19 protein-coding genes are annotated in these 21947 nt (G+C 71.4%); 14 read left to right on the top strand and 5 right to left on the bottom strand.

Going from position 1 to position 21947, the window contains the following annotated elements; translation table 11 throughout:
* Nucleotides 1-108: 108 nt before the first annotated feature.
* Nucleotides 109-741 (bottom strand): TetR/AcrR family transcriptional regulator, encoded by a 633-nt coding sequence (locus ACFYYR_RS04445; protein ID WP_388846796.1) that lies wholly within the window; start codon nt 739-741, stop codon nt 109-111.
* A 357-nt stretch (nt 742-1098) separates the two neighbouring features.
* Here ACFYYR_RS04445 and ACFYYR_RS04440 point away from each other — a divergent pair, with 357 nt between their 5' ends.
* Entirely contained in the window at nt 1099-1962 is an 864-nt protein-coding gene (locus ACFYYR_RS04440) for an alpha/beta fold hydrolase (protein WP_388846794.1), read from the top strand.
* Nucleotides 1959-2972 carry a VOC family protein gene (locus ACFYYR_RS04435; protein WP_388846792.1) on the top strand — a complete coding sequence of 338 codons (1014 nt, stop codon included), beginning with the start codon at nt 1959-1961 and terminating at the stop codon, nt 2970-2972. Before ACFYYR_RS04440 ends, ACFYYR_RS04435 begins: the two co-directional genes overlap by 4 nt.
* Nucleotides 2973-2988: 16 nt before the next feature.
* Here ACFYYR_RS04435 and ACFYYR_RS04430 read toward each other — a convergent pair whose 3' ends face one another.
* The gene (locus ACFYYR_RS04430; protein ID WP_388847265.1) at nt 2989-3711 is read right to left on the bottom strand and encodes an IclR family transcriptional regulator; all 723 of its coding nucleotides are present in this window, start codon (nt 3709-3711) and stop codon (nt 2989-2991) included.
* 189 nt (nt 3712-3900) lie between these two features.
* On the opposite strand from ACFYYR_RS04430, the gene mhpD reads away from it, so the two are divergent.
* Genes mhpD through dmpG form a run of 3 tightly spaced genes read left to right on the top strand, consistent with a single transcriptional unit; the run spans nt 3901 to nt 6691 of the window.
* Nucleotides 3901-4719, top strand: a complete 819-nt coding sequence (mhpD, locus tag ACFYYR_RS04425; protein WP_388846790.1) for a 2-keto-4-pentenoate hydratase — start codon at nt 3901-3903, stop codon at nt 4717-4719.
* Nucleotides 4716-5663 carry an acetaldehyde dehydrogenase (acetylating) gene (locus tag ACFYYR_RS04420; RefSeq protein WP_388846788.1) on the top strand — a complete coding sequence of 316 codons (948 nt, stop codon included), beginning with the start codon at nt 4716-4718 and terminating at the stop codon, nt 5661-5663. The genes mhpD and ACFYYR_RS04420 overlap by 4 nt, the downstream gene beginning before the upstream one ends.
* The gene (gene dmpG, locus ACFYYR_RS04415; RefSeq protein WP_388846786.1) at nt 5660-6691 is read left to right on the top strand and encodes a 4-hydroxy-2-oxovalerate aldolase; all 1032 of its coding nucleotides are present in this window, start codon (nt 5660-5662) and stop codon (nt 6689-6691) included. Before ACFYYR_RS04420 ends, dmpG begins: the two co-directional genes overlap by 4 nt.
* A gap of 115 nt (nt 6692-6806) precedes the next feature.
* On the opposite strand, the gene ACFYYR_RS04410 is transcribed toward dmpG, so the two are convergent.
* A complete protein-coding gene (locus ACFYYR_RS04410) occupies nt 6807-8183 on the bottom strand; it encodes an amidohydrolase family protein (protein ID WP_388846784.1) in 1377 nt (458 codons plus the stop codon).
* Nucleotides 8184-8713: 530 nt separating this feature from the next.
* Between ACFYYR_RS04410 and ACFYYR_RS04405 the strand changes: the two genes are divergently transcribed.
* The 4 genes from ACFYYR_RS04405 (at nt 8714) to ACFYYR_RS04390 (ending at nt 14176) form a co-directional block, all read left to right on the top strand.
* Entirely contained in the window at nt 8714-10897 is a 2184-nt protein-coding gene (locus ACFYYR_RS04405; protein WP_388846782.1) for a SpoIIE family protein phosphatase, read from the top strand.
* A 356-nt stretch (nt 10898-11253) separates the two neighbouring features.
* Complete coding sequence (gene pcaC / locus ACFYYR_RS04400) at nt 11254-12612, top strand: 4-carboxymuconolactone decarboxylase (RefSeq protein ID WP_388846780.1); 1359 nt, start codon at nt 11254-11256, stop codon at nt 12610-12612.
* 47 nt (nt 12613-12659) lie between these two features.
* Nucleotides 12660-13304 carry an MBL fold metallo-hydrolase gene (locus ACFYYR_RS04395; protein ID WP_388846778.1) on the top strand — a complete coding sequence of 215 codons (645 nt, stop codon included), beginning with the start codon at nt 12660-12662 and terminating at the stop codon, nt 13302-13304.
* A 92-nt stretch (nt 13305-13396) separates the two neighbouring features.
* Entirely contained in the window at nt 13397-14176 is a 780-nt protein-coding gene (locus ACFYYR_RS04390; RefSeq protein ID WP_388846776.1) for an exodeoxyribonuclease III, read from the top strand.
* Nucleotides 14177-14338: 162 nt separating this feature from the next.
* On the opposite strand, the gene ACFYYR_RS04385 is transcribed toward ACFYYR_RS04390, so the two are convergent.
* The gene (locus tag ACFYYR_RS04385; RefSeq protein WP_388846774.1) at nt 14339-16135 is read right to left on the bottom strand and encodes an SGNH/GDSL hydrolase family protein; all 1797 of its coding nucleotides are present in this window, start codon (nt 16133-16135) and stop codon (nt 14339-14341) included.
* A 181-nt stretch (nt 16136-16316) separates the two neighbouring features.
* Here ACFYYR_RS04385 and ACFYYR_RS04380 point away from each other — a divergent pair, with 181 nt between their 5' ends.
* From ACFYYR_RS04380 to ACFYYR_RS04360, 5 genes are all read left to right on the top strand, one after another.
* Entirely contained in the window at nt 16317-16757 is a 441-nt protein-coding gene (locus ACFYYR_RS04380; protein ID WP_388846772.1) for a DUF6278 family protein, read from the top strand.
* A gap of 203 nt (nt 16758-16960) precedes the next feature.
* The gene (locus tag ACFYYR_RS04375; RefSeq protein WP_388846770.1) at nt 16961-17731 is read left to right on the top strand and encodes an amino acid ABC transporter ATP-binding protein; all 771 of its coding nucleotides are present in this window, start codon (nt 16961-16963) and stop codon (nt 17729-17731) included.
* A gap of 19 nt (nt 17732-17750) precedes the next feature.
* Nucleotides 17751-18662 carry a glutamate ABC transporter substrate-binding protein gene (locus tag ACFYYR_RS04370; RefSeq protein WP_388846768.1) on the top strand — a complete coding sequence of 304 codons (912 nt, stop codon included), beginning with the start codon at nt 17751-17753 and terminating at the stop codon, nt 18660-18662.
* Nucleotides 18663-18675: 13 nt separating this feature from the next.
* Complete coding sequence (locus ACFYYR_RS04365) at nt 18676-19320, top strand: amino acid ABC transporter permease (RefSeq protein ID WP_388846766.1); 645 nt, start codon at nt 18676-18678, stop codon at nt 19318-19320.
* Nucleotides 19317-20174 (top strand): amino acid ABC transporter permease, encoded by an 858-nt coding sequence (locus ACFYYR_RS04360; RefSeq protein ID WP_388846764.1) that lies wholly within the window; start codon nt 19317-19319, stop codon nt 20172-20174. Before ACFYYR_RS04365 ends, ACFYYR_RS04360 begins: the two co-directional genes overlap by 4 nt.
* 60 nt (nt 20175-20234) lie before the next feature.
* Here the strand turns inward: ACFYYR_RS04360 and ACFYYR_RS04355 are convergent, their stop codons facing one another.
* Nucleotides 20235-21848: a CocE/NonD family hydrolase gene (locus ACFYYR_RS04355; protein WP_388846762.1), complete on the bottom strand. Its 1614-nt coding sequence runs from the start codon at nt 21846-21848 to the stop codon at nt 20235-20237.
* Nucleotides 21849-21947 lie beyond the last annotated feature (99 nt).

Genomic DNA, 21947 nt, shown 5'->3' with positions numbered 1-21947 from the left:
CACGTCTGACCGGTCGGCGAGGCCGTCCGCCTGCGCCGCCCCCTCGCGTGGCGCACGGCGGCCGGTCCCGGACGTCGCGGGGCGGCCCCGGTCACCCTCCGGCCCCGGTCACCGTCCCGCTCCGGCCGCCATGCGGCGTGCCGCCTCGTGCACCGACTGGGCGTGCAGTTCGAACATCGCGATCAGGTTGACGGCGTCCCCGGTGATCTCCCGCTGCACGAACAGGCCGTCGGAGCCCGCTATGGCGTACGTCGTGAGCGTGTGGATCGCGGCCTCGTCCAACTCGGGGAAGAGGGTCTGCAGCATCTCGGCGACCTTCCGGCGCGCGATTCCCCTGGCCTGGAGGAACACGGCCCGGCCGCGGGGCTCGGTGGGCCGCCGCTCCAGGGCGAGCATGAGACCGAGGCGCAGGAAGTCCGGCGCTTCGACCAGTGACCTGGCCACGTTCGCGGCCATGACGGTGACCCGCTGCAGGGACGTGCCCGTCTCCTCGCCCGGCAGTTCGACCGCGGCGAGCCAGCTGTCGAAGCTGCGCTCGATGACCGCGGCGATCAGGTCGTCCTTGTCCTTGAAGTGCCAGTAGATCGAGCTCGCCGGCAGCCCGCACTTCGTGCTGACGGCCGCGATGGACGTGCCCTCGTATCCGCGCTCACCTGCGATTTCCACGGCGGCGTCGAGGATGCGCTGCCGCGACTCCCGTCCGTTCGCCCGCTTGCGGCGTGTCGTGTGGGGCCTGGTCATGGCACTTCCCTCCTGTTGTGCCGGCCCTTGACCGTATCCGGCGTCGTGCTTACTGTAGCGTTCATTCCAATTGGAGTGAACGCTACAGTAATAATCACGAGTCCCGGAGCGGCGATGCCGAGGTTCGCCTCGCGCCCGGTCCGCCTCAACGGAGCCCGGCAGCCGGGCCCCGGCCACGGATGACCGGGGAAGGCGTCCTGCGCCCCGGACGGCCACCCGCCGTACGGCCGCCGCCGCTCGGCGCCCCACGGCTGCACCTGCGCAGCCGCCTCCGTATACCCGACACCCCTCCAGCGGGCCCGGCCTCAGCCGCCGCACCCCGCCCGACCGCGAACACCACCCAGTGAGGACGACACCATGACCCCGCATGGCGGCCTGCCGACGATGCAGGAGACGACGTACGACATCGGCGGAAAGGAGATCTTCGCCGCGGAGACGGGCGACGGTCCGCCCGTGCTTCTGCTGCACGGCGGCGGCCCCGGCGCCTCCGGCGTGTCCAACTACGCCCGCAACATCGCCGAGTTGGCCGAGGAGTACCGCGTCATCGTGCCCGATCTGCCCGGCTACGGGCGCAGCACCAAGGGCGTCGACGGTGCCGACCCCTTCGGCTGCCTGGCCGACGGTATCCGCGGCCTGATGGACGCACTCGGCCTGGACAAGGCCCATCTCGTCGGCAACTCCTACGGTGGCGCCTGTGCCCTGCGGCTGGCCCTGGACACCCCTGACCGGGTCGACCGCATGGTGCTGATGGGACCCGGCGGGGTCGGCAACACCCGTGCCCTGCCCACTCCCGGGCTCAACAACCTGCTGGGCTACTACACCGGCGACGGACCCTCGCGGCTGAAGCTGGAGACGTTCATCCGCAACTACCTCGTCTTCAACGCCGCGGAGGTCCCGGACTCCGCCATCGAGGAGCGCTACCGGGCCAGCATCGACCCCGAGGTGATCGCCTCTCCGCCGCTGCAGCGCCCCGCCGGGCTGCGCACCTTGTGGAAGATGGACTTCACCCGCGACCCGCGCCTGAACCGACTGCCGGTGCCCACCCTCGTCCTGTGGGGCGCGGAGGACAAGGTCAACCGGCCGTCCGGCGGCCGGATGCTGGCCGACCGCATGCCCAACTGCGACCTGTACCTCGTCGCCAACACCGGGCACTGGGTGCAGTACGAGCGCACCGGCCTGTTCAACCGCCTGTGCGCCGACTTCCTGGCCGGCCGCCGATGACCACACATGACGCCCCGTCCGTCTTCGGTGCCGTCCGCCTCGGGTACATCGTCATCGAGACCAACCGCTTCGCCGACTGGCGCCGCTTCGGCACCGATGCCATCGGCATGCACCACGACGCCCTCTCCCGCGACCTGATGCGCTTCCGCCTCGACGACCGGGAATGCCGCTTCCTCATCCGGCGCGGCCCCGCCGAGGACGTCGTCGCCACCGGCTGGCACATCGACGACCACGCCGCCTTCGAACGCATCGAGGCCCGCATCCGCGCCCACGGCGCCCCCTTCACCGTCGGCACCGACGAGGAGGCCGCCCTGCGCGGCGTCGGGCGCCTGCTGCGTTTCCCCGGCCCCAAGGGCATCACACAGGAGATCTCCACCACCCCGGCGAAGTCGGCCGAGCCGCTGCGCATGCTCGCCACGGGCTTCGTCACCGGCGACGGCGGCATGGGGCACATCGCGCTGACCTCCACCAAGCCGATGCAGACCCGGGGTTACTTCAACACCGTCTTCGACGCCCGCCTGACCGACTACATCGACGAGACCTTCGGCGGCGTCAAATTCAAGATTCGCTTCCTGCGCGTCAACGAACGCCACCACTCCATCGCGATCGCCGCCGCCCGCGGCCTGCCGGTCGATGCGGTCCGCACCCGCGTGCAGCACCTCAACGTCCAGGCCGCCACCCTGGACGACGTGGCGCAGAGCTACCAGCGCGTGCACGAACTCGGCTTCGACATGGCCCTGTCCGTCGGTCAGCACACCAACGACAAGGAACTCTCCTACTACGCCCGCACCCCATCGGGCTTCGAGTGGGAGGTCGGCTGGAACCCCGTCGTCGTCGACGAGACCACCTGGGAGCCCACCACTTACCAGGGCATCAGCATCTGGGGCCACCTCCCGGTCGGCCGGACCATCATCGGCAAACTCGCCGAGTTCCAGGCCGGGGCCCGCTCCCTGGGGCGCCCGGAGAGCACGGTTCCGTCGCTGAGTGGCGCAGGCGTTCCCGACGACTGACGGATCCGTCGCCCGGTCACGTACCGGAGCGCAACGCACGGGACAGTCCCAACGCGGCGGTGCGTACCGCCGGAGCGAGCTGGGCGGGCCGGAAGCGGCTGCGGGGCACGGCGACCGACAGCGCCGCCACCGCCACCGCCCCGTCGAAGACGGGGGCCGCGATGCAGCTGACGCCCAGGGTGGCCTCTTCCTCCTCGTAGGCCAGGCCCGCGACCTGAGCCTGCTCGATGGCGGTGCGCAGCCGCTCCGGATCGGTGACCGAGTGCGGTGTGAGGCTGGGGAGGGGTGCGTCCAGCACCTCCTCCGCCAGCTCCGCGCCGGCGAAGGCCAACAGTGCCTTGCCGACGCCGGTGCAGGTCAGCGGGAGCCGGCCGCCGATCCGGGAGGGCAGCCGCAGGGCGCCGTGTCCGTGGATGCGCTCCACGTAGACCACCTCGTGGCCTTCGCGCACCCCGAGGTGGACGGTCTCGTGCGTCGCCTCGAAGAGGTCCTGCAGAAAGGGCAGGGCCGCCTCGCGCAGATCATGCCGGCGCGGCACGAGCGAGCCGAGTTCGAAGAGCTTGCCGCCGAGCCGGTAGTTCTCCGCGTCGCGTTCGAGCAGACCGAGCCGGACCAGTTCGCCGCACAGCCGGAACGCCGTGGTCTTGGTCAGACCTGCACGCTCAGAAAGTTCCGTGAGACGGAACGATCCACCGTCCGGGCGGAAGCAGTCCAACACTGCCACTGCCTTGTCCAGCATGTTTCCCTGTGCGCTGTTCCGTGTCATGGAACATATTTTGCCGTTGCTCACGATGCGCGTCTATACCTGGCCTGCGTCACAGCGACGGCCGGCACACCCGTACCGAGCCCCTCACCGGCTCCGCTCTCTTTCGGAGGTAACCCGCATGTCCATCCCGCAGCCCCTTCGCACTTCCGGCAGGGGCGCAGCATGAACGCCCACGAGCCCGCCGGTCCGGTGGCCGAGGTGGCGGCCGTCCTGGACGAAGCCGCCCGCGCCGGCGTCCCGTGCCCCCCGGTGCGTCATCTGCTGCCCGAGGCGGACCTCGAGGCCGCCTACGCGGTGCAGCGCCGGAACGTCGAGCGGGGCATCGCCGCCGGCCGGCGCCCGGCAGGCCGGAAGATCGGCCTGACCTCGCCCGCCGTGCAACGCCAGCTCGGCGTCGACCAGCCCGACTTCGGCGCCCTGTTCGCCGATATGGCGGTGCCCGAGGGGCAGTTGATCGCCCCCGGCCGGCTGGTGCAGCCGAAGATCGAGGCGGAGGTCGCCCTGGTGCTCGGCGCGGACCTGCCGCACCGGGACCCGACCGTCGCCGACCTGCTGCGTGCCACGGCGTTCGCCCTGCCCGCGCTGGAGATCGTCGACAGCCGCATCGCCGACTGGGACATCGGCATCGTCGACACGGTCGCCGACAACGCCTCCTGCGGCCTGTTCGTCCTCGGCGGCACCCCCGTACCGCTGGACCGGGTCGACCTGCGCGACGTCCGGATGACCCTGACCAGGAACGGCGAGACCGTCTCCCGGGGCACCGGCGCCGACTGCCTGGGCAGCCCGCTCACCGCCGCCCTCTGGCTCGCCTCCACGCTCGCCGGCCTGGGCGAGCCGCTGCGGGCCGGCGACATCGTCCTGACCGGCGCGCTCGGCCCGATGGCCGTCGCCGCCGAAGGCGACGCGTTCACCGCCCACATCGAAGGACTCGGCACGGTCACCACCGCGTTCGCCACCGCCACGGAAGGAACCGGAGCATGACCACGAAGGTCGCCGTCATCGGCTCGGGCAACATCGGCACCGACCTCATGATCAAAACTCTGCGGCTCTCCGACTCCTTGGAGATCGCCGCCATGGCCGGCATCGACCCCGGCTCCGACGGCCTGGCCCGCGCCCGGCGACTGAAGGTCGCGACCACCCACGAGGGCGTGGACGGCCTGGTCGCGCTGGACGAGTTCGCGGACGTGTCCCTCGTCTTCGACGCCACCTCCGCCGGCGCGCACCAGCGCCACGACGAGGTCCTGCGCCGACTCGGCCGCACGGTCGTCGACCTCACCCCGGCCGCGCTCGGCCCGTACGTCGTGCCGCCGGTCAACGGCGACGCCCATCTGAACGCGCCCAACGTCAACCTGGTCACCTGCGGCGGGCAGGCCACCATCCCCGTCGTGGCCGCCGTCGCGGCCGTGACCCCGGTCCACTACGCGGAGATCGTTGCCTCCATCTCCTCCCGTTCGGCGGGCCCCGGCACGCGGGCCAACATCGACGAATTCGTCGAGACCACCTCGTCGGCCCTCGAGCAGGTCGGCGGCGCGGCCCGCGGCAAGGCCGTCATGGTCATCAACTCCGCCGAACCGCCCCTCATCATGCGGGACACCGTGCACTGCCTCGTCGGCGACTGCGACGACGCCGCCGTGACCGCATCCGTGGAGGAGATGGCCGCGCGCGTCCGCACGTACGTCCCCGGCTATCGCCTCAAGCAGAAGGTGCAGTTCGAACGCGTCGCCACCGACAGCCCCCTGCGCTCCCTTCTCCCGGCCGGCTCCCGGTCCGGCCAGGCCGCCAAGGTGTCGGTGTTCCTCGAAGTGGAGGGCGCCGCCCACTATCTGCCCGCCTACGCCGGCAACCTCGACATCATGACCTCGGCCGCCCTGCGCACCGCCGAGCGCATGGCCGCCCACCGCACCACGAAGGTGGTTTCCCCATGACCGCGCCCCAGTCGAACACCCTGTATGTGCAGGACGTGACCCTCAGGGACGGCATGCACGCCGTCCGCCACCGCTACACCGTCGAACAGGCCCGCACCATCGCCGCCGCACTCGACGCCGCCGGAGTCGCCGCGATCGAGATCGCCCACGGCGACGGTCTGTCCGGCTCCAGCATCACCTACGGCGTCGGCGCCCACACGGACTGGGAGTGGATCGAGGCCGTCTGCGGCGCGGTGACCCACGCGGTGCCCACCACCCTGCTCCTGCCCGGCATCGGCACCGTGCACGACCTGCGCCGAGCGCACGCCCTCGGCATCCGCTCGGTGCGCGTCGCCACGCACTGCACCGAGGCCGACGTCTCCGCCCAGCACATCGCCGCCGCCCGCGACCTGGGCATGGACGTGGCCGGCTTCCTGATGATGTCCCACATGGCCGAACCCGCCGAACTGGCCCGGCAGGCCGGGCTGATGGAGTCCTACGGCGCGAACTGCGTCTATGTCACCGACTCGGGCGGCCACCTCACCATGGACGGCGTACGCGACCGCGTCCGCGCCTACCGCGACGTCCTCGACCCGTCCACCGAGCTGGGAGTCCATGCCCACCACAACCTCGGGCTGGGTGTGGCCAACTCGGTCGCCGCCGTCGAGAACGGTGTCACCCGGGTCGACGCCTCCCTCGCCGGTCAGGGCGCCGGAGCGGGCAACTGCCCCCTGGAGGCGTTCGTCGCGGTCGCCGAGCTGATGGGCTGGGAGCACGGCTGCGACCTGTTCCCTCTGATGGATGCCGCCGACGACGTCGTACGCCCCCTCCAGGACCGCGAGGTGCGGGTGGACCGCGAGACCCTCACCCTCGGGTACGCGGGTGTGTACTCCAGCTTCCTGCGCCATGCCGAGACGGCCGCCCGCCGCCACGGCGTCGATGCCCGCGCGATCCTCATCGAGGTCGGCCGCCGCGGGCTGGTCGGTGGTCAGGAAGACATGATCACCGACATCGCCCTCGATCTCGCCGCAGTCCGCGCCACCGGCTGACGCGAGGGACCGCACACCAGTGGCCCTTGTCGACTTGTCGCGTGAGGTCGTCCGGCAAGCTCGAAGCCTCTTCGCGAGCGACGAGTACCGGCGTATTCCGCCTCCGCGTGCAGCCCTACCAAGGCAGCGCGGCTGGAGGCTGCGGGATGAGCCCACCGGATCCGGCGATCGCGGACATGAGGTGGTCGTGCGATTCACGGATTTTTCCGCGAAGCTGCGCACGGCTGTCGCGCAACCGGCCGTCGCGTTTGAGGATCCGGCCCGCGACCATGACGGTGTCCACGTTTCCGGGGTGCGCGTGCAGCACGATGGATCCGACCGGCTTGTTGACCGGCAGCATGTTGACGTCGTCGCCACGAATCATGATGACGTCAGCCTGCTTGCCGACCTCGAGCGTGCCGATCCTTGTGTCGAGACCCAAAACCTGCGCGCCCCAGATGGTCGCCGCACGCAGAGCCGTCTCGGTCGTCGGCCGGATGGTGTCGGGCGCATAGCCGGTGCTCAGGGACTTGTCGTTGGTTATCATGCGCTCTGCCTGCAAAGCCAGACGCATCTGGGAGAAGAGGCAGCCGGAGTTATTTGAAATGACGTCGCAGCCGAGGCCGGGGTGGCCGCCGGCCTCAATGAAGCGTCCAAAAATGGGAAATCCCATGCCCATCTGCATCTCGGTTTCAGGCGTGCACGAGACGGCACCGCCGGTCTCGATGACGCGCCGCAGCTCCTCGTCCGTGGAAAGGTTCATGTGGACCCAGATCAGGTCCGGGCCCAGAAGCCCGGCCTCCTCGAGAAAGGCCACCTCGGAGACAGGGTCGGGGAACAGGGCCGCGTTCGCGTGGAACGTCACCGGGACGTCGAGTTCCCGTGAGATGCCTACTTCGCCGGTGACCCGCTCGATGCCGGCGATATGAACATCGGAGAGCGCGATCCCCATGGTCATCAGCGCATCGTCGGACGGAAACTCCGTAGCGCGGAGGTGCTTGGCGTGGTCGATGCGATGTTCAACGCCACTGAGGACGGGGCTGTCGACCGGAACCTCATTGAGACCGAGCGCGAAGACCGACCGAATGCCCGACTCCCGGGTCCCGCGAATCGCCTCAGTGGCGTGCTCGGGAGAGTTGATGCAGTGAGAAAAGTCGAGCACGGTGGTCACTCCGGCGTTGATCGCTTCCAGCATTCCAAGATAGTTGCCGACATACATGTCCTCGGGCCGATAATGAACCGCGGATTGGAGGCGAATGCTGCGGATGTAGTCCTTGAGTGACCAGTCATGGGTGACGCCGCGCAACTGGGTCTGCCATACATGGCGGTGCGTGTCGACGAAACCGGGCGAGACGATGCAGTCGGTGGCGTCGATGATTTCGCCGTCCATGTCGCGGAAATCGCCGATTTTCGCGATGCGGCCGTCGGCCACCAGAACGTTCGCCCGGCGTGATTCCTCGCCGGGAACCATACTGACCACGGTTCCGTTCCGAAAAATTACACGGCTGGACATGCGGTATCCCCTCCTTTCTCGGTGATGGCCGACGCGGCCGGCAGGATGCGCGCGGTTGCCCCTGTGGAGTGGATGACGCCCTCCGTATCCAGACTGTCGTTCTTGCGGTGCCGTCACCACTGGGGCCGCTCACACAGGCGCCGCCGCCCCCGACGGCACGTACGGCACCGGCCGCTGCAAGCAGGAGCGGGAGGACCACGCCCCAAGCGGTGCCCCGGCCGGCACGCGGTGGCCCTTCCGGACGGCCGCCGCGGGGAACAGCGCGGTCAGCCGCGACGGCGAAGCGGGCGGCGGCGCCCCGGGCCGGTTCGGACGAAGATCCTTCAGCCGCTGCCGCTGCCGCTGCCGCTGCCGCAGCAGCGCTGACCGGGGCGGATCCATAATGGGAGGAAGCGGCCCGGCGAGTACGTCCACTTCCGGCAATGCGCGCCGGGCGTGTGCCACACCCCCCCAGGGCGGATCTCATGAACCCCCAGTTCTCCGAATCGGCACCCCGGGCAGCCGCCGGACAGCCGCAGTGGGGCCGAGCCATGGCATCCGCACTGCGCCACTTGGACGCTCGCCTGGAGGCTGCGACCTGTACCGCCTATCTGCTGACCTCGGACGCCCGGTCGCTGGTCGCGGCCATGACCGTGAGCACGCCCTTGAGCTTCACCATCCTGCCGTCGATGGCGGCGGACGATCCCTCGCTCGCCTCCGCCAGAGCCCACCAGTCGGGTGAGTTGGTGTTCATCGACAGTACGGAGGTCCGGAGTTCCGCCCGGCAAGTGCCGGCGGTTCTCCTGCACATCCCGTTCACCACGGTCCTGGCGTCCGCGCCGGTGCGGACACAACGGCGCCGCTTCGGGGCCGTAACGCTGCGCTGGACGCCTGCGCGAAAGATCTCCGCGGAAAGCCTGGAGCACGTGCAGGCGGTCGCGGACGGGCTGGCAGCCGATCTCGAGAAGCTGGCCGAGCAAGGGGCGGCCTTGGAGCCCCCTCTCGTCCCGCGGTTCGTCTCCCGGTCCCCCGGCACCGCATCCCACCGGCCGACCGTGGCCGTCCCGGAAGCCGCCGCCCAGGACCAGCGGGAAGAACCGGCCGATGGCTTCCTGGCGGGCAACGCCCACTTCTACCAACTGCACAGGCTCGCCTTCGACCTCGCTGCGGCAGGGCGCGTCCGGGACATCGTCGCGGCGGCACAGGCCCATGTGCGGCCCTTGGGCGCACGTGGACTCATGCTGTCCCTCGCCGAGAAGGGCCGTCTGCACGTCGTGGGCGCCGCGGGCTTCTCGCGGGAGGCGGTCCATCAGATCGAAGGAACGCTCCTGTCCGAGCACACCCCCGAGACCGACACCATCACCCAGGCCGAGGCCAAACTCTTCGCCACGGCAGATGAGTTCCGCACGGCGTATCCCGACGTCGGCCACCCCCCGGACCTCCAGAGCCGGGCCTACCTTCCCCTGGTCTCCGCCGCAGGATCGGTGGGCTGTTGCACCCTCGACCTCGACACCCCCGGCAGCACGCTGACCTCCGAGGAACTGGCCGTACTCGTCATCATGCTGGAGCAGGTGGGGCTGTCCCTGGAGCGTGCCCGTTCCTACGAGATCGAGCACGCCCTCACGCAGAGCCTGCAACGCACGCTGCTGCCCAGAAGCCTGCCGCACCTGCCCGAGGTGGTCGCCACGTCCCGGTACCTGCCCGCGAACGAGGGGGCGGAGGTGGGTGGCGACTGGTACGACATCCTCCGGTTGCCCGGCGGCGGCATCGGGCTCGTCATCGGGGATGTGCAGGGCCACAGCCTGGAAGCGGCGGGCACCATGGGCCAGCTGCGCAGCGCGACACGGGCCTACGCCGCCGAGGGGCACGAGCCGGCCGGGGTGCTGGAGCGGACCAACCACCTGCTGGCGGGGCTGGACACCGACCTGTACGCCACGTGCTGCTGCCTGTGGCTGGATCTGGCGCTCGGAAGCGCCGGCCTCGCCACCGCCGGCCACCCGGGGCCGCTGATCAGCGATGCCCAGGGCCGGACCGTCCAGGCGCAGCCGCCCATGGGACCGCCGTTGGGCGTTGACCCGCACGCCGTGTACCAGCAGAGCGAGACCCTCCTGTCGCCGGGGTCGGTGGTGGCCCTGTTCACCGATGGTCTGCTGGACACCCGTCGGTTGGGGGTGGACGCGGCTGTCGAGCGGCTGGCCCGTGTGCTGGCCGACAACTGCGCGAAGGACGTCGAGGTGGTGGCGGATCGTTTGACGCAGCACTGCACTCCGCGCCCACAGCAGGGCGACGACGTCGCACTTCTGGTGATGCGCTACGAAGGAGCCCAGCCCGGTGGCCAGCGCCGGGTGGCACGTACCTCGGTCCAGCGTCATGATCTGCGCGGTGTGGCGCACGTACGCCGGTTCCTGCGGGAGTTGCTGGGCCAATGGGACCTGATGCCCTTGCTGGACGATCTGGAGTTGCTGGTGTCCGAGGTCGTCACCAACGCTCTCATCCATGCGCAGAGCGACGTGGATCTACGGCTGCGGGAGTACCCGGACCGGCTCCGTGTCGAAGTGCGGGACAGCGATCCGCATCCACCGGTGCCGACCGAGATCCTCACCGCCGGTGAGACCGACAACAAGGAGGCCGAGTCCGGGCGCGGACTGCTGATCGTCGATGCCCTCGCGGCCGACTGGGGCAGTTCCCCCGCCGGGCGCGGCAAGACGACCTGGTTCGAGCTCACCACCCGCTGATCCCCCGAGGAGGGGCTGGGAGCGGCGAACCGGCGCGGGCCCGGCCCGGTGAGCGGGGTGGTCGGGACGGCTCCGACGTTCACCCTGCTGATCACGACGGGGGAGTGAGATGTCGGGCACACCCTGCTCCGCCGCTTCTCCGGGCCGGAGGGCCCGGTCCTGTTCATGAGCATGGCGCCGTCCCGTACCGGCGGATCATGGTGAGCCACGGCCCCGGTCACCAGATCTTCTACGTCGTCTCCAGCGGAGGCTCTGACCTGCGCGTACCATGTTCCGGGCGCGGTCGGCGGCCGCGCCCCGGCGGCTCTTCCTGACCCAGGCGTCAGGACGGGGCGGAGAGTCGGTAGCGTGGCCGGGTGAGCGAGACGAAGACCCTTCAGCACCGGATCGACGGCCCGCAGGACGCCCCCGTACTCGTCCTCGGCCCCGCCCTGGGCACCACCTGGCACATGTGGGACCGGCAGGTCCCCGAGCTGACCCGGCACTGGCGTGTCCTGCGCTACGACCTGCCCGGCCACGGCGGCGCGCCCGCCTACCCCGCACCGGCCGTGACGGACCTCGCCGACCGTCTCCTCGCCACCCTGGACGAGCTGGGCATCGAGCGCTTCGGCTACGCGGGCTGCTCCATCGGCGGCGCCATCGGTGCCGATGTGGCCCTGCGGCACCCCCGGCGCGTCGCCGCCCTCGCGCTCGTCTCCTCCGCGGGCCGCTTCGGCACCGCGGACGAGTACCGGCAGCGCGGCGTGATCGTCCGCACCAACGGTCTGGACCCCATCGCCCGCTCCGTGCCGGAGCGCTGGTTCACCCCGGCCTTCGCCACCGCCCAGCAGGCGATCGTCGACTGGTCCGTGCAGATGGTGCGCACCACCGACCCGGGCTGCTACATCGCGTGCTGCGAGGCGCTCGCCGCGTTCGACGTCCGCGGCGACCTCGGCCGGCTCGCCGTCCCGACGCTGGTCCTCGCCGGCGCCGAGGACCAGGTGACCTCGCCCGCCGACGCCCGCGTCCTCGTCGCCGGCATACCCGACGCCCGCCTCGCGCTCGTCCCGGGCACCTCCCACCTGGCGCCCGTCGAGCAGCCCGGCGCCGTCACCGACCTGCTGGTCCGCCACTTCACGACCTCCTGGCAGGACTCGCCCACGACGATCATGGCGCCGGTGCCCAAGCCCGTCGCCACGCCCGCGCCCACGCCCGCGCCCTCGTCCACGGCCACGCCCGCGCCCTCGTCCACGCCGACACCGGCGCCGCAGGCCGCCCCCGCCCCGGCCCCGCAGCCCGGCCCGGTCGCCGAGATCGCCGCCGAGGCACCGCCCCAGGTGCCGTCCGGCCCCCGCCCGGACCCCTACGACGCGGGCATGCAGGTCCGCCGCGCGGTGCTGGGCGACGCGCACGTCGACCGCGCCGTGGCCGCCGCCGACGCCTTCACCGGCGACTTCCAGGAGTTCATCACCCGCTACGCCTGGGGCGAGGTGTGGACCAGACCCGGCATCGACCGCCGCACCCGCAGCGTCATCACCCTCACCGCCCTCGTGTCCGGCGGTCACCTCGACGAACTCGCCTTCCACACCCGCGCCGCGCTGCGCAACGGTCTGACCCCCGCCGAGATCGGGGAAGTTCTGCTGCACACCGCCGTCTACTGCGGTGTCCCGGCCGCCAACTCCGCGTTCAAGGTGGCGCAGGAGGTCATCCGGCAGGAGACCACCCCCGAGGCGTAGGCGTAGCAGGATGGTGCCCGTAACGGATCAGTGGACCGGGAGGACCCATGGAGCTGACCAAGAAGGGCCACGCCTGCATCCGGCTGGAGAAGGACGGCCAGGTGCTCGTCATCGACCCCGGAGCCTTCAGCGAGGAGGACGCGGCGGTCGGTGCCACCGCCGTGCTGGTGACCCACGAACACCTCGATCACTTCCACGAGGGCCGGCTGCGCGCCGCCCTGGAGGCCGAGCCGTCGGCCGAGATCTGGACCCTGCGCAGCGTCGCCGACCAGCTCGCCGCGGCGTTCCCGGGCCGGGTGCACACCGTCGGCCACGGCGACACCTTCACCGCGGCGGGCTTCGACGTCGAGGTGCACGGCGAACTGCACGCCGTGATCCACCCCGACATCCCCCGCATCACCAACGTCGGCTATTTCCTGGACGGATCGGTCTTCCACCCGGGGGACGCGCTGACCGTCCCCGGCCGCCCGGTGGACACGCTGATGCTGCCGGTGCACGCCCCGTGGAACAAGGTGTCCGAGGTCATCGACTACGTCCGCGAGGTGAAGCCGCAGCGGGCGATCGACATCCACGACGCGCTGCTGACCGATCTCGCCCGGCCTGTCTACGACCGGATGCTCGGCCCGGACGGCCCCGGCGTCGGGGGCACGGAGCACCGGCGGATGACCCCGGGGGAGAGCAGCCCGCTCTGACCCCGGGCCCGGCCGCGGGTGCCGCCCGTCCATGGGCCCGTCCCGGGGCCGGGCGGGGTCCGCTGTCCGAGCCGGGCGGTACATTCGGGTCCATGCGCATCGCGACCTGGAACGTCAATTCGATCACTGCCCGGCTCCCCCGGCTGCTGGCCTGGCTGGAGAGCAGCGGCACCGACGTGCTGTGCATCCAGGAGACCAAGTGCACCGACGAGCAGTTCCCGCGCGAGCAGCTCCGGGAGCTGGGCTACGAGGCCGCGGTCAACGCCGACGGCCGGTGGAACGGCGTGGCACTGCTGTCCCGGGTCGGCCTGGAGGACGTCCGCCCCGGCCTCCCGGGCGGCCCCGACTACGACGGCGCCCAGGAGCCCCGCGCCCTCTCCGCCACCTGCGGCGGCGTCCGTGTCTGGTCGGTGTACGTGCCGAACGGCCGGGAGGTCGACCACGCCCACTACGCGTACAAGCTGGCCTGGCTGGAGGCCCTGACCAAGGCCGTCTCGGAGGATGCGGCGGGGGAGCGGCCGTTCGCGGTCCTCGGTGACTACAACATCGCCCCCACCGACGAGGACGTCCACGACCCGTCCGTCTTCGAGGGGCTGACGCACGTCACCCCCGCGGAGCGCGAGGCGCTCGCCGCCCTGCGCGGGACGGGCCTGTCGGACGTGGTCCCGCGCCCGCTGAAGTACGACGTGCCGTTCACCTACTGGGACTACCGCCAGCTCTGCTTCCCGAAGAACCGCGGCATGCGCATCGACCTGGTGTACGCGAACGCCCCCTTCACCCGGGCCGTGAAGGACGCGTACGTGGACCGCGAGGAGCGCAAGGGCAAGGGCGCCTCCGACCACGCCCCGGTGGTCGTGGACCTGGAGCTGTAGCCGCCGGGCCGGGAGCTCCTGCCCCCGGCGCACGGCCCGCGGCCGGGCTCGCGCCGGGGGCGGGGAGCCGTCCGGGCCGCGAGCGGCGACCGGCGTGTGCAACGCCCCCGGTCAGGGCCCTGGCCGGCCCCGGTGCAGGCACCCGGCGACGGGCCGTCGGGGTCACGGCACCAGTGTGCGCAGATCCACGGACTCGGCGAGCGCCCGCAGCCCCGCGTCCCCGGGGTGCAGATGGTCGCCGCTGTCGTAGGCCGGCAGGATCCGCGTGGGCCGGGCCGGGTCCCGGATCACCGCGTCGAAGTCCAGCACCGCGCCGAAGACGCCGGCGCCCTCCTGGCGCAGCCAGGTGTTGACGGCCGTCCGCCGGGCCTCGACCTCCGCCGAACAGTCCGGATAGCCCTCGCAGGGCGCGATCGTCGCCGCCACCACCCGCAGCCCCCGGGCCCGCGCCCGCTCCGCGACGGCCCGCAGCCCGGCGACGACCTCCTCCGCCGGGGTGCCCCAGCGGACGTCGTTGATCCCCTGGAAGACGACGACCGTCCGCGCCCCGGTCGCGGCGAGCACATCGCGGTCCAGCCGGTGCTGGGTGCTCACCCCGCCGGTGTCGGTGCTCACCCCGTCGCCCGGGTAGCGGTCGGTGACCACGCGGTTCGCGGAGATCCCCGCGTTGAGCACCCCGTAGCGGGGCACGGCGCTCTGCTCCCGCAGCCGCCGGGCCAGCACGTCCGGCCAGCGCCGGTTGGCGTCCACGGTCGACTTGTCGCCATCGGTGATGGAGTCGCCGAGCGTCACCACCGAGCCCGGCCCGCCCCCGGTGTCGACCCCGGTGAGCAGCGGCCAGGTGGTGAGCGACCCGGTGAAGGCGCCGCCGTCGAGGTCCCCGGTGCGGTCGCCGCTGCCCGGGGCGCTCAGGAACGAGCGCTGGTTGGTCCGGCTGTGCACCGGAACCGCCTCCACGGTGCCCGGAAGATGGATGCTGACCAGCAGGTTCGTGTCCGGCGGCACCCGGAACGCGAGGGGGTCGCTGTACGCCTCGGCGCCCGCGGGGATCGCGGTGCCCGGCCGCCCGCCGAAGCGCAGCGGCACCGGCCGGGCTGCCGCGCCGGCCCCGGACCCCTGCACCGCCACCGACGCGTGCCCGACGTGGGCCGGCGTCCGCGCGAAGGTGTTGGCGAGCCGGATGCGGACCCGGGGGCCGCCCGCGCTGGTGTGCACGACGAGCCGCAGCGTCCGGTCGGTCCACGGTCCGACCGCGGTGTACCCCGAGGCGGGCGCCGACCAGCTGCCGGTCCATCCCTGCGCCGGTTCCCGCACCGCCGCGGCGAAGACGTGTAGGTCGGGGCCGGTGGCGGGGTCCGCAGGGAGCGTCACGGAGCTGATCGCCCGGTCCCGGGCCACCGGCACGGTGACCGCGTACAGCCGGGCGGTCTCCGCGAGCGGCCCGTCCGGTGTGTTGAGGTGCGGCAGGGCCACGGCCTTGGTGCTCAGCGGACCGGTGCGCCAGTCCGGCGCGGTCAGGGTGTAGGTGCTGCGGGAGCCGTCCCGGTAGCGCACGGTGCCGGTGCCGGCTGCCGTCCCGCCGACCCCCGCGACCAGGAAGGACACCGCGTCGCCGCGGCCGCTCAGCCGTACCTGCTGGCCGTCGGCGCGGACGTTGTCGGGGCGCCCGGCGGCGGACCGCGGCCAGGTCAGCCGGGCGCCGTCGAGCGCGATCCGGCGCCCGGGGGTCCAGCCCGCCGCGGCCAGGGCCTGCGCGGACAGCGACCGGCTGGCCCCGTCGAGGTCGGCCTCCCCGGGCCGGGCGTCGTCGCTGACCGCCCGGTTGTCGAAGAGCCGCTCCAGGGGGAGCGGCTCCGTACGGTGCGTCTCGGCGAGCGCGGGTGTGACGGCCGCGGCGAGCGCCAGCAGCGCACCTCCCGCGACCACCCCCCTCGCCGTCCTGCGTCCTCCGCCTGGCATGGCTGGTCCCTCCCGCATCCGAGCTGGTCCGACGGGTGCGGCATGAACGTAGGGAGCCGACTGCGGAGCGTCAATGATCCCCGCCCGAACTGCGGTTGAATTCCCGCCCGACCGGAACGGTCAGGACCCGGTCGCGCGTCCCTGTGGTGCGGTGCCCGGTCGGGATGCCACCCTGAACGGTATGCACATCCCTTTCCTGGACAACTGGCGCAAGCGGCACGGAGCGGCACACGGAGTTGCCGTCCTGGGCCCCTCCCAGGACGATCCCGAAGGGGTGGCCGAACTCCTCTCCGAATGCGCACTCCTCCGTGACCAGGCGGAGTCCGCGGGACTGGAACTCGACGACTCCCCACGGTCCTTGGAAGCGCTCGACCAACTGCTGCCCCGCTGGCGCGACGACCCCGAGGAGTTGCCCTGGCTCGGCAACGACGCCGGCCTCTACCTCGGCACGGTGATCGTCCGCACCGTGCCGGAGGCCGCCTGGCAGGTGTGGCCGAACGGCCAGCCCGTCGTGCGGCTCCCCTCCGGCCGGGAGGTCAACGTGGTGGAGGCGGGCCTGGACTGGGCGGTCAGTGGCGCCCCCGAGCTGTCCCAGATCTACGCGGAGGCCTCGGAGGACTGACCGGGCCGCGGGTCGGGCGCCGGTCCGGCCGCGGTCCCCGGGGCGCGTCACCGGGCGCGCCCGCCACCACGCCACCCCACCCCCCGTCTCCAGGGGCAAAATACGGTTATTGCCGTACTGGTGCGTGTCGGGGCGAAGCACCGCAATTCGCTGGATAGTTTGCGCTGCACGCGCGACGACCGGGGAAAGGCGGTGGGCCGGGCATGGTGGTCGACGGAGCCGGGACCGTCTCCGCAGCCGATCCGTTGATCGAGCTGCGCGACGTCAACAAGTACTTCGGACAGCTGCACGTCCTCCAGAACATCGACCTCACCGTGGACCGCGGTGAGGTCGTGGTGGTCATCGGCCCCTCCGGCGGCGGGAAATCGACGCTGTGCCGCACCATCAACCGGCTGGAGACGATCGACTCCGGCCGGATCACCGTGGACGGCAGCCCGTTGCCCGAGGAGGGGCGCGCCCTCGCGAAGCTGCGCGCCGACGTCGGCATGGTCTTCCAGGCGTTCAACCTCTTCGCCCACAGGACGGTGCTGGAGAACGTGATGCTGGCGCCCACCAAGGTGCGCGGACGCCGGAAGGACGAGGCCGAGCGGCGCGCCCGGGAACTCCTCGACCGGGTGGGCCTGGCGTCGCAGGCCCCGAAGTACCCCGCCCAGCTCTCGGGCGGCCAGCAGCAGCGCGTCGCGATCGCCCGCGCGCTGGCGATGGACCCGAAGGTGATGCTCTTCGACGAGCCCACCTCGGCCCTCGACCCGGAGATGATCAACGAGGTGCTGGAAGTGATGCGGCAGCTCGCCCGGGACGGCATGACCATGGTCGTCGTCACCCACGAGATGGGCTTCGCGCGCTCGGCCGCGAACCGGGTGGTGTTCATGGCCGACGGCCGCATCGTCGAGGACCGCACCCCCGAGGGGTTCTTCACCGAGCCCGAGAGCGACCGGGCCAAGGACTTCCTGTCCAAAATTCTCAAGCACTGAGCAGGGAAACGGGGACCTGATGCGCCTGCACCGTACGATCGCCGCGCTCGCCCTCGGAGGGCTGGCGTTCCTCGCCGCAGGGTGCGGCAAGGAGGGCAGCCCTCCGATCAAGGGCCCGCAGCCAGACCAACTGCCGGTCTACCGGGTCGACGAGAACTTCTCCCTGCCCTCCTCCCCGACCTGGGAGAAGGCGAAGTCGCGCGGGAACCTGGTGGTGGGCGTCAAGGACGACCAGCCCTACCTGGGCGAGAAGGACCCGGCCACCGGATCCTATTCGGGCTTCGACATCGAGATCGCCAAGATGATGTCCGCCTCCCTCGGCTTCGCGCCCAACACGATCGACTTCCGGACGATCGCCTCCGCCAACCGGGAGACCGCCCTGCAGAACGGGCAGATCGACTACTACGTCGGCACGTACACCATCAACGACATGCGCAAGAAGCTGGTCGGCTTCGCCGGTCCGTACTACGTGGCGGGCCAGCGGCTGCTCGTCCGTGCCGACGAGCGCTCCATCCGCGGGCCGCAGGACCTGGCCGGCAAGAAGGTCTGCTCGGCCTCCGGTTCGACCCCGCTGCAGCGCATCCAGGAGGACTACCCGCAGGCCGAGGCCATCGCGTACGACACGTACTCGGTCTGCGTCGACAACCTCCTCACCCTGCAGGTGGACGCGGTCACCACCGACGACACCATCCTGCTCGGGTACGCGGCCAAGGTCCCCGACGAGCTGCGGGTCGTGGGCAAGGCCTTCTCCAAGGAGCCGTACGGCATCGGCGTGATCCGCAGCGACAGCGCGCTGCGGTTCGCCCTCGACGACGCGCTGGTCGCCAACGAGAAGAACGGCAACTGGACGAAGGCGTACCAGGCGACGCTCGGCCAGTCCGGGGTCCCCGCGCCCGCGCCGCCGCCCGTCGACCGCTATCCGGCGAGCTGAGCCGGGGACCGTCGTGGACGTTCTCACCGACAACTGGTCCCTCTACGGCGAGGGCCTCTGGGGCACCGTGCAGTTGACGATCTTCGCCTCGCTGCTCGCGCTCGGCCTCGGCGTCGTCATGGCGGCGTTCCGGGTCGCGCCGGTCCGGTCGCTGCGCTCCTTCGGCACCGCCTGGGTGACGGTGCTGCGCAACACGCCGCTGACCCTGCTGTTCTTCGCGGTGCTGCTGGGCCTCCCGCGCTTCGGTGTGGTGCTGCCCTTCCAGACCTTCGCGATCCTCGCCCTGGGCTGCTACACCTCGGCCTTCATCTGCGAGGTCGTGCGGTCGGGCATCAACACCGTCCCGGTCGGCCAGGGGGAGGCGGCCCGCAGCCTGGGCATGAGCTTCACCCAGGCCCTCGGCCTGATCGTGCTGCCCCAGGCCTTCCGCACCGTCATCCCGCCGGTCGGCTCCACACTGATCGCCCTGGCCAAGAACTCCGCGATCGCCGGGTCGTTCAGCGTCACCGAGCTGCTGGGGGTCTACAAGCCCCTCAACGAGATGGGGTACAGCATCGTCTGGGCGTTCGTCTGGATCGCCGTCGGCTATCTGATCGTGACGCTCGCCATCAGTGCCCTGTTCAACCTGCTGGAGAAGCGCTGGGGAGTGGCCCGGTGACCGACACCGTCCTCTATGACGTCCCGGGGCCCAGGGCGCGCAGCCGGCACCGCCTCTACGGCGCCGCCGCGTCCCTGGTCATCGCCGGGCTGATCGCCTGGGTCTGCTATCTCCTCGTCGACACCGGCCAGTTCGAGGCGGAGAAGTGGCGCCCCTTCGAGTACGAGGGCATCCAGCGGCTGCTGCTGGAGGGCCTGGGCAATACGCTCAAGGCCTTCGGCCTGGCGGCGGTGCTCTCCCTCGCCCTCGGCGCCGTCCTCGCCGCCGGCCGCCTCTCGGAGCACCGGCCGCTCCGCTGGGCCGCGACCCTGTGCGTGGAGTTCTTCCGCGCCATGCCGGTGCTGGTGATGATCTTCTTCATCTTCGTGGCGCTGAAGGTCCAGCCGCTGCCCGCGCTCGTCGCCGGACTGACCCTGTACAACGGCTCGGTGCTGGCCGAGGTGTTCCGGGCCGGCGTGAACTCGGTCGAGCGCGGACAGCGCGAGGCGGCCTACTCGCTGGGGATGCTCAAGTCGCAGGTCATGACGTACGTCCTGGTGCCGCAGGGGGTGCGGGCGATGCTGCCGGCCATCATCAGCCAGCTCGTCGTGGCGCTGAAGGACACCTCCCTCGGCTTCCTCATCACCTACGAGGAGTTCCTCCAGGCCGGCAAGCTCATCGCCACCAACCTCAACTACGACCTGCCGTTCATCCCCGTGGTGCTGGTGATCTCGCCCATCTACATCGGGATGTGCATGCTGCTGTCCTGGTTCGCCAACTGGGTGGCCAAGCGGGAGCGGCGCAGTGTGAAGACCCGGGGCGCGCAGGTGGCGAAGGCGGAGCCGGGGCCGATGGTGCCGGGCGTCAAGCCCTGACCCCGCCGTCCCCCGGCCGCCGCCGTCCCCGGCCGCCGTCGGCCCGTCCGCGCGCCGGAACTACTTCCGCAGCGGCACCTCGAGGTACGAGGGGTCCTCGGCCGGGGAGGAGAAGCTGAGCTTCGCCCAGCTCGGGTTGTGCTCGATGTAGAGCGGGTCCACGGTGTCGACGACCACCGCGAGCCTGTGCCCGGCCTTCACGTCGTACGCGGTCGAGAAGAGGTCCAGATCCACCCCGAACGGCGTGCCCGGCGTCCGCCCGTGGAAGGTGAACGGGGCGTGGCTGACCAGCTTGCCCATGCCGAGCGGACCCACGTCGTAGAGGTAGGCCACGGCGGTGCCGCTCTCGTGCGTGCTGGTCACCGTGGTGTGCAGCTTCGCGGTGCCCCGGATCCGCTGGGTGGCGTCGTACCGCTCGGACCGCCAGACGGACGCGAAGGCGCGGGGCAGCAGCGGCACCGAGGCCATCGGCGGGATCTTGAGGAACTGCTCCAGGGCGTTCGACAGGATGGCGATGCCGCCGTTGGCGCCGGAGTCGACGTTGGCGAAGATCCGCTTGTCGCCCTCCAGCGGGATCCGCCGGGTCGTGGACGGTACGGCCTTCCAGTCCGGGTAGCCCTCGTACTCCTCGGCGGAGCGGGACTTGAGCTGGACGGGCTGCTCCTTGTCGATGCCGTTGTCCTCGCCCCGGAGGTAGTGGTCGAACCAGCGCCGGGTGTTCGTCCAGGTGTCGTTGGGCAGGCCGAGCAGGCCCAGCCCCTCGGCGGTGGCGTGGTCGCCCGGGCGGAACTCCAGGCGCTTGGGGCCGGTGAGCTTCTCGTAGAAGTCGGCGTACTGGTTGGGCGGGAAGATGCTGTCGCCCCAGGCGTTGCCCAGCATGACCGCCGCGCCGTTGTCGTTGATGCGGTCGAGGTAGGTCGCGGGGGAGCGCTTCCGGCCCCAGGCCAGCAGCTCGTCCTCCTTGTCCAGCCGGGCGGCGAGGAAGTCCTCCGTGACGCGCTCGAATTCGGGGCTGGGCCGCCCCGTCACCTTGCCGAGCCCGGAGAGCAGCCCGCTGGCCTGGAGGTGCTGGGTGCGCTCGCTGTAGATGGAGTCGGTGAGGTCGGCCCAGCCGCTCATCGCGGCCACGGCCTTGATGCGCTGGTCGAAGCCGGAGGCGAGCAGGGTGATGCCCGCGCCGTAGGACACTCCGGCCATGCCGATCCGGTCGGGGTCCGCCGGGGTGTTGGCCAGCGCCCAGTCGATGACCTTGGAGGCGTCGGCGATGTCCGGCGGACCGGCCACCTCGATGTTCCCGCCGGACTGCCAGAAGCCGCGCACGTTGTAACCGACCACGACGTAGCCGGAGTCGGCGAGCTTCTTCGCCTGCGCCAGATACTCCACCTGCGGCATGCCCCAGCTGGTGGGGAGGACGATCACGGGATGGCGCCGCTTGCCGTCCGCGCCGGGCGGGGTGACCACATTGGCCTTGAGGACCGTGCCGCCGTCGCCCTTGATGTCGACGAACCTGACGTCCGGCAGGCCCGGTGCGGACGCCGTACCGGCGGGCGCCGCACGGGCCGCGGCCGGGGCCGCCGTTGCGGCGGCGGCCGGGGCGAAGGCCGTTCCGGCGAGTACGGCTGCCGAGACGGCGCCCACCGCCGAGGTGCGGAATGCCGTGCGCGGGTGTCCCATGGCGGAGCTCCTCCCGTTGCCGCCGGCCTCGTCGCCGACGCGCGCCTGCCAAGTGACCCGACGGTAACCCCAGAGCCTTACCGTCGGTAATGGCCCCGC

Origin of the sequence: Streptomyces sp. NPDC001922, assembly GCF_042891165.1 — a bacterium.
Classification (GTDB): domain Bacteria; phylum Actinomycetota; class Actinomycetes; order Streptomycetales; family Streptomycetaceae; genus Streptomyces.
This window is presented reverse-complemented; position numbering and strand designations above follow the sequence as displayed.